At 57.1% G+C, this 12,231-nt stretch carries 13 protein-coding genes and 2 tRNA genes; 11 read left to right on the top strand and 4 right to left on the bottom strand.

All coding sequences use genetic code 11. The annotated features are described in order from the left end of the window. Positions 1–37: 37 nt before the first annotated feature. The 11 genes from ACR3EJ_RS10345 (at position 38) to ACR3EJ_RS10395 (ending at position 9,071) form a co-directional block, all read left to right on the top strand. Entirely contained in the window at positions 38–223 is a 186-nt protein-coding gene (locus ACR3EJ_RS10345) for a hypothetical protein (RefSeq protein ID WP_010441969.1), read from the top strand. 22 nt (positions 224–245) lie between these two features. Then, positions 246–1,391 (top strand): TRAP transporter substrate-binding protein, encoded by a 1,146-nt coding sequence (locus ACR3EJ_RS10350; RefSeq protein WP_170540842.1) that lies wholly within the window; start codon positions 246–248, stop codon positions 1,389–1,391. A 111-nt stretch (positions 1,392–1,502) separates the two neighbouring features. Next, positions 1,503–2,015 carry a TRAP transporter small permease gene (locus ACR3EJ_RS10355; RefSeq protein ID WP_170540839.1) on the top strand — a complete coding sequence of 171 codons (513 nt, stop codon included), beginning with the start codon at positions 1,503–1,505 and terminating at the stop codon, positions 2,013–2,015. Between the two features lie 11 nt (positions 2,016–2,026). Further along, positions 2,027–3,355 (top strand): TRAP transporter large permease, encoded by a 1,329-nt coding sequence (locus ACR3EJ_RS10360; protein WP_170472449.1) that lies wholly within the window; start codon positions 2,027–2,029, stop codon positions 3,353–3,355. A gap of 12 nt (positions 3,356–3,367) precedes the next feature. Then, entirely contained in the window at positions 3,368–4,675 is a 1,308-nt protein-coding gene (gene hisD / locus ACR3EJ_RS10365) for a histidinol dehydrogenase (RefSeq protein ID WP_170472447.1), read from the top strand. Continuing rightward, positions 4,668–5,429, top strand: a complete 762-nt coding sequence (locus ACR3EJ_RS10370) for an SDR family oxidoreductase (RefSeq protein ID WP_170540837.1) — start codon at positions 4,668–4,670, stop codon at positions 5,427–5,429. The genes hisD and ACR3EJ_RS10370 overlap by 8 nt, the downstream gene beginning before the upstream one ends. Then, a complete protein-coding gene (locus ACR3EJ_RS10375; RefSeq protein ID WP_170540834.1) occupies positions 5,426–6,406 on the top strand; it encodes an alcohol dehydrogenase catalytic domain-containing protein in 981 nt (326 codons plus the stop codon). Before ACR3EJ_RS10370 ends, ACR3EJ_RS10375 begins: the two co-directional genes overlap by 4 nt. A gap of 30 nt (positions 6,407–6,436) precedes the next feature. Then, a complete protein-coding gene (locus ACR3EJ_RS10380) occupies positions 6,437–6,847 on the top strand; it encodes a universal stress protein (RefSeq protein WP_010441976.1) in 411 nt (136 codons plus the stop codon). Between the two features lie 60 nt (positions 6,848–6,907). Continuing rightward, entirely contained in the window at positions 6,908–7,414 is a 507-nt protein-coding gene (gene comD, locus ACR3EJ_RS10385) for a sulfopyruvate decarboxylase subunit alpha (protein ID WP_170472438.1), read from the top strand. Next, entirely contained in the window at positions 7,411–7,965 is a 555-nt protein-coding gene (gene comE, locus ACR3EJ_RS10390; RefSeq protein WP_480422926.1) for a sulfopyruvate decarboxylase subunit beta, read from the top strand. The genes comD and comE overlap by 4 nt, the downstream gene beginning before the upstream one ends. Further along, positions 7,965–9,071 carry an alpha-hydroxy acid oxidase gene (locus ACR3EJ_RS10395; RefSeq protein WP_170540828.1) on the top strand — a complete coding sequence of 369 codons (1,107 nt, stop codon included), beginning with the start codon at positions 7,965–7,967 and terminating at the stop codon, positions 9,069–9,071. Before comE ends, ACR3EJ_RS10395 begins: the two co-directional genes overlap by 1 nt. Before the next feature lie 59 nt (positions 9,072–9,130). On the opposite strand, the gene ACR3EJ_RS10400 is transcribed toward ACR3EJ_RS10395, so the two are convergent. From ACR3EJ_RS10400 to glpX, 4 genes are all read right to left on the bottom strand, one after another. Next, a tRNA-Glu gene (locus ACR3EJ_RS10400) sits at positions 9,131–9,205 on the bottom strand. A gap of 21 nt (positions 9,206–9,226) precedes the next feature. Next, positions 9,227–9,301: transfer RNA gene (locus ACR3EJ_RS10405), tRNA-Glu, on the bottom strand. Positions 9,302–9,410: 109 nt separating this feature from the next. After that, on the bottom strand, positions 9,411–11,153 hold the full coding sequence (recJ, locus tag ACR3EJ_RS10410; RefSeq protein WP_170540825.1) for a single-stranded-DNA-specific exonuclease RecJ: 1,743 nt from the start codon (positions 11,151–11,153) through the stop codon (positions 9,411–9,413). A 97-nt stretch (positions 11,154–11,250) separates the two neighbouring features. Continuing rightward, positions 11,251–12,228 (bottom strand): class II fructose-bisphosphatase, encoded by a 978-nt coding sequence (gene glpX, locus ACR3EJ_RS10415; protein ID WP_170540822.1) that lies wholly within the window; start codon positions 12,226–12,228, stop codon positions 11,251–11,253. Between the last annotated feature and the right edge of the window lie 3 nt (positions 12,229–12,231).

The following is a 12,231-nucleotide window of genomic DNA, read 5'->3' on the forward strand; positions in this document are numbered from 1 at the left end:
TACAAATGTATTTGAGATAACGAACTGGGATTCCGTGATGTTCCTCTGGGCTGCTGCCGCTGTGTTTATCGTGTTCTTTGCCAATGTGGCCTTGGGCGCCTTTGGCGGTGGTGCGTTTCTGGGGGATGTCGGGGAAATGCTGGTTTTGTTTGCCGCCTCGATTTTGTTCGTGGTGGCCATTCTCAAGCAAGAGGCTGACCATAAAAACAAAAACGGCAGCTGACGGATTTCATGGGAGGAAGACAATGACGAATGGCAAGGATGGCCTCAAATCTGCTGAGCGCCGGAATTTTCTGAAACTGGCCTCAACCGGCTCGTTCACAGCGGCGCTTGTGGCTGGTGCGGGTGGCGTATTGTGGTCATCAGAGGCGGCGGCGCAGACCGCCAAAGAAGAAAAAGAACGCGAAAAAGCGGCTGATCACGTAATGACTGTCGCCACAGCTTATGTTTTGGGCGCTTCGCGCAGCTATCCGATTATGCAATTGGATCTGAAAGAGAACATCCAGAACGCCACCAACGGCAAGGTATATGTCAAGCTTGCCCCAGGTGGCCAATTGGGTGCAGGCGGCGCACTGGTCCAGAAAGTTCAGGGTGGAACAATTCAGGCGGCCCAGCATTCGCTGTCAAACTTTGCGCCCTTTGCGTCAACCGTTGACCTTATCAACATGCCGTATCTCTGCGGCTCGAACCAGCGGTTCACAAACCTGGTACATTCGGACACTTGGACCAATGAAGTTCACCCCAAGGTCGAAGCTGCTGGGTTCAAGGCCCTGTTCTACGTTGTCATCGATCCGCGTGTTGTCGCTGTGCGGCAGGGCGGGAACGCGATCATGACACCGTCTGATATGAGCGGTGTAAAATTCCGCGTGCCGGGATCAAAAATGTTGCAGCAATATTATCGGATGGTCGGTGCGAATCCGACACCGGTTGCCTGGGGTGAGACGCCATCGGCGATCAAACAGGGTGTTGCGGATGCGCTCGACCCATCGGTTGGAGCACTGTATGTCTTTGGATTCAAAGATATCCTCAGCAATGTCACCTTCACGCAGGCGGTGCCTGACAGTCAGGTCTATTCCTGTAACCTTGAGTGGTTCAATTCCATGCCAGCCGATGTGCAGGAAGGGATCATGTGGGGTTCTGAAATGACCAGCCATCAGAATCTGTCCAAGGTTCCCTCGGCAAGGGCCTTTGCAATGGCCGAACTCAACAAGGCGGGCGTGCAATTCCATTCGCTGTCTGACGATCAATTGGCCGAGTGGCAAGATGCCGGTGGCTACCAGCGTTCGGAATGGGATCCTTTCAAGACCGAACTGGCAGGCTCGATGGAGAATTTCGAGAAACTGGTCGAAGCGGCTGGTACGCAGGGTAAATACTACGTCCACGACGCGTAATTTAGTTGGGCGAGGGGCAAAAGCCTTTCGCCCACTTTTTCCCATTCAACCAGATGGCAGCGGTCCCTTTGGACCGGCAAAATTGAGCGCTGCCAGGGATCGGGGCTGGAAATGACCTTATTGCAAAAGATCAACCGCGACGCCGAACGCTGGTTGCTACTTGTGTTCTACGTGATGCTTGTCATTACCATGGCGATCGAGGTGCTGCGGCGCGAGGTATTTGCCTTTTCCTCGATCTGGGGCGAGGAAATCGTTCGCTACTCTTTCATCTATCTCGCCTGGATCGGCGCGGCGGCAGCGGTCAAGGAACGTGCTCATATCCGTATCGACGTGCTCATGCACTACATGGGGCAGCGTCCAAAGGCGGTTCTGTATATATTCGGCGATCTGGTGATGCTGGGTGTGGCAGTCATCGCACTCTACTGGTCCTATGAAGCCGTCCATGTCTCCGCCAAGTTTGGTTCGGTCACGGATGGGCTGCGGGTGTCCAAGGTTTGGTTTCTGATGGCAGTCCCCACCGGGTTTGCGCTGATGATTTGGCGCCTCATTCAATCCTTGATGCGCGACTTCAAATCTCTTCGAGACGGCACACCCGTCTTCGAAGGCGACAAACTGTTTGACTGAGGAGAACTCGAATGCTTTGGAATTCCCTCAATCAAACGGTCGAGCTCGGCTGGGATTTTTATTTGCCCGTCATTCTGTTCGTTGGCCTGATCGCATTGGCCGTACCGGTATGGGCGGCGATCGGCACCGCCGCGATTGTCATGTTGGTCATGTCAGGGGATCTGCCGCTGAGCGCGGTTGGTGAAAGCCTGTTCACCGGAATAGACGCCTTTGCCTTAACAGCTGTCCCCCTTTTCATCCTGACCGGGGATGTTCTTGTAAGGACAGGGCTTAGTAAGAAATTCCTTGATGTCGCCGAAGCGCTGACCTGTTGGACGCGCGGAGGTTTCGGGTCAGCCACGGTGCTGGTTTGCGGGATGTTTGCCGCGATTTCGGGCTCTGATGCGGCGGGCGCTGCTGCGGTGGGGCGGATGACCATCGCACGCCTCGTCGAAAGCGGTTACCCGCGACCTTATGCCTGTGCGCTGGTGGCTGCGGGCGCCTGTACCGGCATCCTGATTCCACCTTCGATCGCCTACATCATCATCGGCCTCGTGTTGGGCATTTCAGCCTCGACCCTATTTCTTGCGGCGTTAATCCCCGGCCTAGCGATTTTGGTTTCGATCCTGATTACCAATATTATCATGAACCGGATCTATACCTATGAAACCGGGGGCAATATGGGACTGAGCGAATGGCTCGGTAACCTTGGTCATTCGCTAAAATCCGGTTGGTACGCCTTCATCGTGCCCGGGATCATCTTCTACGGTATTTTCTCGGGCCGCCTGACCCCGACCGAGGCTGGTGCGACCGCGGTTGTCGTCACCATCGTGATGGGCTTCATTTTGGGAACTCTGAAGCTATCCGACTTTCCTGCGATGCTGGTCAGTTCTGCCAAAGTGAACGGGGTAATCCTGCCAATCATCGCGTTCTCGGCCCCGCTGGCCGAAGCGCTGGCAATCATGGGAGTCCCTCAGGGGTTCGTGACGGCGGTGACTGGTTTGACTGATGATCCGATGCTGTTGATCCTGCTGATGATCTGTATTCTGATCGCCGCAGGCTGCGTCATGGAAACAACGCCCAATATTGTGATCCTGGCACCAATCCTGAAGCCACTGGCCGACAACATCGGAATGAATGAGATTCAGTTTTGTATCATGATGATCACTGCGCTGGGTGTGGGATTCATCACACCTCCGCTGGGATTGAACCTCTTTGTTGTCTCAGGCATCACGGGCGAGTCCATACTTAAGATTGCTGCGCGCGCTGTGCCGTTTGTGCTGACAATGTTGATTGTGGTGCTGTTGATTGCATATTTCCCACCGATCTCGACCACTCTGCTTCCCGATATCTATAAATAGGACTACCCGGCAATGACTCGTGAATATCTGAAAAAGGCCGATCTGACCCCCAAGTCAGATGCGTCTGAGACCCACAAAATCGTGCAGGACATCCTGAACGATATCGAGAGTGGGGGTGACGCCAAAGCACTGGAATATGCCGCAAAGTTCGACAATTACGAGGGCAATGTACTTTTGACCCCGGAAGAGATCGAGGCGGCTTGCGCTCTTGTGCCGGAAAAGCTCAAGGCTGATATCCGCTTTTCGCACAACAATGTGCGCCGGTTCGCCGAGCTGCAGAAAAGCACGGTGCATGATGTGCAGATCGAAATATCACCGGGTTTTACTACGGGTCAAAAGGCGATCCCGGTGGATGCTGCCGGCTGCTATGTGCCGGGCGGCCGTTATAGTCATATCGCCAGCGCCATCATGACCGTGACAACGGCCAAGGTGGCGGGTTGCAAGCACATTACGGCCTGCTCACCACCGCACCCGGGGGTAGGAGTTGCGCCTGCTATCATCTATGCGGCCCACATTTGCGGTGCAGATAAAATTATGGCGATGGGGGGCGTTCAGGGGGTTGCTGCAATGACCTTTGGCCTGTTCGGGCTGCCAAAGGCAAATATTCTTGTTGGCCCTGGCAACCAGTTTGTTGCCGAAGCCAAACGGATACTGTTTGGTCGCGTCGGTATCGATATGATCGCCGGACCGACCGACAGCCTGATCCTCGCCGATTCCACGGCGGACGCACAGATTGTGGCCACCGACTTGGTGAGTCAGGCCGAACACGGTTACAATTCTCCGGTCTGGCTGGTGACCGACAACCGTTCATTGGCGGAAGAGGTCATGCGATTGGTGCCAGCCTATATCAACGACTTGCCGGAGGTGAATCGTGAGAATGCAGCCGCCGCCTGGCGCGATTATGCCGAGGTCATTCTGTGTGCGGATCGCGAGGAAATGGCAGCTTGTTCCGACGAATATGCGCCCGAGCATTTGACGGTTCAGGCTGATGATCTGGACTGGTGGCTGGATCGGCTGACTTGCTACGGTTCGCTGTTTCTGGGCGAGGAAACTACGGTTTCCTACGGTGACAAAGCGGCGGGCACCAACCACGTGCTTCCGACTTCACGAGCGGCAAGCTACACTGGCGGCTTGTCGGTTCATAAATACATGAAGATCGTGACATGGCAGCGATCCACACGGGACGGCTCAAAGCCGGTCGCTGAAGCCACCGCCCGAATTGCGCGACTTGAGGGCATGGAGGGCCATGCGCGTGCTGCTGACGTTAGATTGGCCAAGTATTTCCCGGATGAAACCTTTGACCTGACCGCGAATGGCTGACCCACGCGCATTGTTTGACCTAACCGGACGAACCGTTTGCGTCACCGGTGCCAGTTCAGGGCTGGGAAGACAGGCGGCCACTACACTTGCGGCGGCGGGGGCGCGGGTTGTGGCCGTGGCACGCAGGGCAGAAGCTTTGCAGAGCCTCTGTGCGGAAATTGGTGCGGATGCTGCCTATGTGCAGTCGGATGTGGCAAACCAAAGTCAGACAGGGGCGTTGGTCGCAGAGATTTCACGACCCTTCGGCGCCCCGGATATTCTAGTACATGCCGCCGGGATTAACACCCGGCAGCCAGCAGATGAGGTCACGGTTGCCGAATGGGATAGAACTCTGGCGCTGAACCTATCTGCGCCGTTTTTTCTGAGTCAGGCAATCGTACCGGCAATGAGGCAGCGAGGTTGGGGACGAATTGTTAACTTCGCCTCGCTGCAATCCTTCCGCGCTTTCCCCGGTGGCATCGCCTATGGGGCAAGCAAGGGTGGGGTCGGTCAGCTGACCCGCGCGATGGCAGAGGCTTGGTCTGGCTTCGGGATCACCGCAAACGCGATTGGGCCGGGGTTCTTTCCAACCGAGCTCACACAAGCTGTGTTCAGCGACGAGCATCGTGCAGCGGGCAATGCGGCGCAAACCTGCATTGGCCGCAATGGTCGGCTTGAAGACATCGACGGGCCGCTGCTGTTTCTGTGTTCTGAGGCATCTGCCTATGTCACGGGTCAAATCCTGATGGTTGACGGGGGGTTTACGGCGAAATGAAAGCCCTGGTTTACGAAGGTAATGAAACGCTCGCTTTCCACGATGTGCCCATGCCGGTCGCTCAGGCAGGAGAGCATCTGATCCGCATCCAAGCCTCTGGCATCTGCGGATCCGACATGCATGCCTATCTGGGGCATGACGCACGCCGCCCTGCGCCCCTTATCCTGGGACATGAAGCGGCCGGTGTTGTTACCGGTGGGCCCCGCGATGGCCAGCGTGTGACCATAAATCCTCTGGTCAACTGTGGGTCTTGCTCTGCTTGCGCGTCAGGTCGGGAAAACCTCTGTCCCAACCGCCAGATCATCTCGATGCCCCCGCGCGAAGGCGCGTTTGCTCAATATGTGGCCATCCCGGATCGCAATTTGGTTACGGTGCCGGATGACGTGCCCTTGGAAAAGGCTGCGTTGACGGAACCTTTGGCGGTCAGTTGGCATGCTGTGCGTCTTGCGCTGCAAGCGTTGAGCCCGGGAATGGACCGTCGGGCCCTGGTCATTGGTGGAGGGGCCATCGGACTTGCGGCGGCTCTTGCCTTGCGCGCAATGGGTTTGACTGACGTGATCGTTCAGGAACCCAACCCCGAGCGTCGAGCTTATCTGTCCGAGCGTTGCGGCCAGCAGGCCGTCGATGTGTTTCAAGGCACTGTGCCACTGGTTGTAGATGCGGTCGGAATTGCAGCTACACGCGCAACGGCCTCTGCAGTTGCATTGCCTGGGGGGGTGATTGCACATGTTGGGCTGGGCGAGGATGCCGGAGGTCTGGATATCCGCCGCATGACGCTGCAGGAAATTACGTTCATCGGCACCTATACCTACACTGCACAGGATTTCCGAGATACTGCACGCGCGATCTTCGATGGTTGCCTCGGCCCGCTGGATTGGCCCGAGTTGCGCCCTTTATCTGACGGTGCTACCGCCTTTCAGGACCTGCGTTCTGGTTTGGTGGCTGCGCCCAAGATAATCCTCGATCCCTGGGCATAAGACACCTGCCCAAGAATAAGGAGAGCACACATGTACGACAGAGTTCTAGTCCCCATGGCACTGGATCATGGCGTTTCCGGCACAACCCTCACCGCCGCCAAAACCTTATGCAATCCGGGCGGACAGATCACCGCGCTGCATGTCTATGAGGCGCCACACAGTTCTGTCAGCGCGTATCTCGATGAAGAGGCCGTGCGCAGCGCGTGGGATAAAGCCCAGCAGAGGTTGGCAGAGAAAACGGCCGGCCATGGTGATGTGACAACCGAAATGGTCAAGGGACGTTCCTATCGCGCCATTCTTGAATTTGCTGAAAAACATGATGTGGATTGTATCGTTGTTGGCTCGCACAAACCGGGCCTCAGCGACTTTTTCCTTGGCAGCACCGCTGCGCGTGTGATCCGACACGCACCTTGTGCGGTTCATGTCTGTCGCACATCCTAGCTTTTAAAACTGACACGCCAAATCGCGCAATGCGCCCTAAACAGGACAGATACTCCGGATATGGACATAGACAAAAAGATAACAGACGACCTGGTTGCGAACGATATCTCGTTTGTGACCACCGTTCCATGCAAGCAACTTGCAGGCGTAATCGAACATATCGATGCGCGAGATGGGATTTTCCATATCCCGTCGAACAAAGAAGACGAGGGCATGGGCCTGTGTGCCGGCGCATGGATGGGTGGAAAACGCCCAGCGATCATCATGCAGAATACGGCCATTGGTGTTACCATCAACACGCTGGCGACTTTGATTCAGTATTATAGGATGCCACTGCCTATGCTGATTTCATATCGCGGAGAGCTGCGTGAACCGATTGCATGTCAGGTCGAAATGGCCGTTCATACCAAGGCCCTTTTGGCTCAGCTCAACATACCGACCTATCATTTCCACCATCAGTCAGATGTCGAAGAACTGGACGCGATCCTGAAATATACGTTCATGTGCAATAAGCCGGTCGCGATCTTGACCGATGCCAATTTCTGGGGAGGCTACGGCGACCAATGATCCGTTCTGAAATTCTCAAGGAAATCGCTCCGATCCTGCGTGATCAACTGGTTGTCTGCAACATCGGCATTCCCAGTCAGGAACTGCACGCCATCGACGACCAACCGTCAAATTTTTATATGCTGGGAACCATGGGATTGGCCTCTTCAATCGGGTTGGGATTGGCGTTGGCGCAGCCCAAACCGGTGATCGTGATTGATGGAGATGGCTCGATCCTGACCAACCTGTGTACTTTGCCAACCATCGCGAATAATGTGGCGGACAACTACATCCTGTTGATTGTGGACAACGGTTCCTACGGGTCGACGGGGGACCAGCCGACCTATGCGGGTCAAAAAACCTCGCTTACGAAGATGGCCGAGGCCGCGGGATGTGAACGTGTGATTGAGTGCGCGGCCGAAGAAACAGGTCGTGTCCTGCAAGAGGCCCTGGATGCGAAGCAGATGACCATCATTGTCAGCAAGTGCGAAAGCGGCAATGCCAAGATGCCACCGATTACAATGGACCCGGTGGTCATTCGCGACCGCTTTATGAAGGCCGTTCAGGCCTGATGGCCGCCAGCACCATTCATTCGGCCGAGGACGCGCGACGCCTGGCGCGTCGCAGGCTGCCTTGGATGGTGTTTGACTATATCGACGGCGCTGCCGGACAGGAATCCGGGGCGGCACGAAACCGTGCTGCCTTGGATGCCATTACTCTGCGTCCGCGTATCTTGAAGGATGTGAGCCAGCGATCGCTGTCGGCGCAGATTTTAGACCAACAATCAGATCGGCCTTTTGGGATTGCCCCGATGGGGATGTGCAACCTTTCAGCTCCTGGCGCTGATCTGATGCTGGCGCGTTTGGCAGCACACAACCGTGTGCCTCATGTCGTATCCACAGTTGCGTCTACCTCAATGGAAGAGATCATTGCCGAAGCCGAAGGCAATGCCTGGTTTCAGCTTTATTTCAGTGGAGACGGCTCAGGCACGTTCAAACTGGTCGAGCGGGCGAAATTCGCAGGTTATGACGTTCTGGTTCTGACCGTTGATGTGCCCGAGGTTGGTCGGCGTCCACGCGAACTGCGCCATGGGTTCAAGATGCCGTTTCGTATCGGACCGCGCCAGTTCCTCGACTTTGCTCTGCACCCTCGGTGGTCGTTGACCTCCTTGTTCAAGGGTCGCCCTGTGATGGCGAATTTCGATGCGGAAGGTTACGATTTTGACCGAACTGAAAGCCGCGCGCGTGCCGATTGGGATACGCTGAGCCGGTTACGCGATGCCTGGCCGGGAAAACTGGTGATAAAAGGCGTTTTGGATGTCGAAGATGCCCGAACACTTGTGTCGGCAGGGGTGGATGCAATTCAGGTCTCCAGCCATGGCGCAAGGCAGCTGGACTCTGCACCTGCACCCATCGAAAAGCTGCCTGAAATCCGCGCTGCGCTTGGGCCGGACTTCCCGATTTTTTATGATAGCGGCATCAGATCCGGCGAAGATATCCTCAAGGCTCTGACAGTTGGAGCGGATTTTGTCTTTGTCGGAAGAATACTGCAATATGCCATCGCCGCTGCCGGAGAGCCGGGTCTGGAAAAACTTTGGGATGTTCTCAGCGACGAATTGAGCATTGCTATGGCGCAGACTGGGCTGACGACATTGGACGATGTCGGTCTGCGCGAATAGCGATAGTGCGCGTGGGTTGTCCGGATCCGGCTTCCTAAAGCATTGAAAGTGTATGGAAATGGTAGCCCGTAGGGGAATCGAACCCCTCTTTCCAGGTTGAAAACCTGGCGTCCTAACCGATAGACGAACGGGCCATTTAGACCAAACAAACGAAATGGTAGCCCGTAGGGGAATCGAACCCCTCTTTCCAGGTTGAAAACCTGGCGTCCTAACCGATAGACGAACGGGCCACGTTGGCTTGTGGAGGGCCTTTTACGGTTTACCTTCCCCCCCCGCAAGACGAAAAACGCAAGGCTACGAAACTTTTTTGACTGGTTGCAGGGCGTGTTGAAAAAGGTGTCAGACGGCTTCTGCCGCATCCTCCAGTCGCAGTTGCACGCTCTGCCGACCGCCCCAGGAATTGACCTCAAGCCGACCTGCGAAATGAAAGCGGGCACCGCCATGATTTGACAGGCGATCCCCCAGCGGACCATCGAACGCACCAAAGGCGATGGCATCCAGTCCGCCGGACATGCCATCCGATAGTGACAGTTTCAGATGTGTTTCGCCCACACGCTTGGCAAATCGCACCTGCAGATCGGGCAGAGCATAGCGTGGGGCAGGGGCACCGGCTCCGAACGGGCCTGCCTTTTCGATCTGCTCGATCAGGTCGACTGTTGCAGCGCCAGGCATCAGTGCCCCGTCCAGTTTCAGATCGGCAGGGCCTGCTTGCCCCGCACCCTGCTTGGCCAGCAGTTCCGACAGGCGCGCCATGGCGGGCTCTAACTGATCCCGCATCACCGTCAGACCCGCCGCCATCTTGTGTCCACCACCTTTGACCAACAACCCCTCGGCTGCTAGACGCTGGATCGACGCGCCCAGGTCAACGCCCGAGACGGAACGGCCCGACCCTTTGCCCTCATCTCCATCAAACCCGATCACGATCGCGGGCCGGTTTGCGGCCTCTTTCAGCCGCGATGCAACGATGCCTACGACACCGGGATGCCATCCCTCACCAGCAGCCCACACCAACGGCGCATCAAGCCCGCGTTCTTCCGCCTGTGCCAGTGCTGCAGCGCGCACTGCGTTCTCGATCTCACGCCGCTCCGAGTTCAGGGCATCCAGTCGCTCGGATAGGGCTTTGGCCTCGGTCACCGAGTCGGTGCTCAGCAATCGCGTGCCCAAATCGGCCTGACCGATGCGCCCACCTGCATTCACACGCGGCCCTAGCAAAAACCCTAGGTGATAGCTGTTGGGCGCAGTATCCATGCGGGCCACGTCCGACAACGCCACCAGCCCTGGCCGTTGCCGCTGGGCCATCACCTTCAGCCCTTGCCGCACCAAGGCCCGGTTGGCCTCAATCAGCGGCGCGACATCGGCCACCGTAGCCAGCGCCACAAGATCCAGCATGGCCATCAGATCCGGCCCTTTGACGCCAGCCTCGCGGAGTTGGCGGCCCGCCTCGACCAGCATCAGAAACACCACCGCAGCCGCGCAGAAATAGCCCAGATCACCGCTTTCATCCTGCCGGTTCGGGTTCACCACTGCGACGCAATCCGGCAGGGTTTCTCCCCCCAAATGATGATCCAAAACGATTACATCTGCACCCTTCGCCGCCGCGATAGGTTCATGGCTAAGTGTTCCGCAATCCACGCAAATGATCAGATCATGGCTAACTGCCAATTCCTGCATCGCCGGTACATTTGGTCCATAGCCCTCATCAATCCGGTCGGGCACATAGAGCGTTGCGGCTATTCCCATCTGGCGCAGCCACACCAGCAGTAGCGCAGCCGAACAGCCCCCATCCACATCATAATCGGCAAACACTGCGATTTTTTGACGATTGCGCACCGCTTCAAGAAACCGCGAAGCGGCAAGCTCCATGTCCTTCATCGAACGCGGATCAGGCAGCAGTTCTTTCAGCTTTGGCTCCAGAAAGCCCGAGGCCTCCATCACCGGAAGACCGCGTCGCGCCAGCACCTGACAAACGGCGCGCGGCAAATCGGTCTGCTGCGCCATCATTTCAGCCGAACGCTCGACCTCTATCCCCGGTCCAACCCAACGCCGACCGGTCAACGATTGCTCTACGCCCAGAAACGCCACATCTCACCTCATGCGCCAAGGCCGGGCCCCTTCGGACCCGGCCTTTTCATCTTTTTACAAATACTCTCGCCGAAGGCAGCGGCGCAAGCCGACATCTTTAGGTATGCGACCACATCGGAGTGCGATAGGACATGCGCCGGACCGAGCCGGTCTTGGACCGCATCAGCAACGTGGTTGTCTCGACCCAGCCCGGTTCCCGCTTGATACGCGGCAGCAGAGAGCCTCCGGTCACGCCAGTGGCAGCGAAGATGACATCTGCGGTCACCATCTCGTCGCGCGCATAAACGCGGTCCAGATCGGTGATGCCTGCCTTGGCGGCGCGGCCGCGTTCGTCATCGTTGCGGAACAGCAGGCGGCCAAAGATCTGACCACCCATGCATTTCAGCGCAGCAGCAGCCAGAACACCTTCGGGTGCGCCGCCTTGGCCCATATACATGTCGATCCCGGTCACTTCGCTTTCGGCGCAGTGCATGACGCCAGCGACGTCACCATCGGTGATCAGGCGGATAGAGGCACCGGTGGCGCGCACTTCCGCAATCATTGCTTCGTGACGAGGACGCTCCAAGATGCAAACGGTGATATCTGCAGGCTCACACCCTTTGGCATTGGCCAGAGCCTCAACACGCTCGCGCGGGCTCATGTCCAGATTGACAACGCCTTCAGGAAAGCCGGGGCCAACGGCCAGTTTGTCCATATACACATCAGGCGCGTGCAGCATCGAGCCGCGCGGTCCCATGGCGATCACCGTCAAGGCGTTTGGCATATCCTTGGCGGTCAGGGTCGTGCCTTCCAGCGGGTCCAGCGCAATATCCACGCCAGGGCCGTTGCCCGTGCCGACCTCTTCACCGATATACAGCATAGGTGCTTCGTCGCGTTCGCCTTCACCAATGACAACAACGCCAGCGATGTCCAGCAGGTTCAATTGCTCACGCATCGCGTTTACCGCGGCCTGATCGGCGGCTTTTTCGTCTCCACGTCCGACCAACGAGGCGGATGCAAGCGCGGCCTGTTCCGCCACCCGCGCAAGGCCCAAAGACAGAAGGCGGTCATTAAAATCGATCTTGGCAGCACTCATATT

The sequence above is a fragment of the Ruegeria sp. AB11 genome (assembly GCF_056536325.1).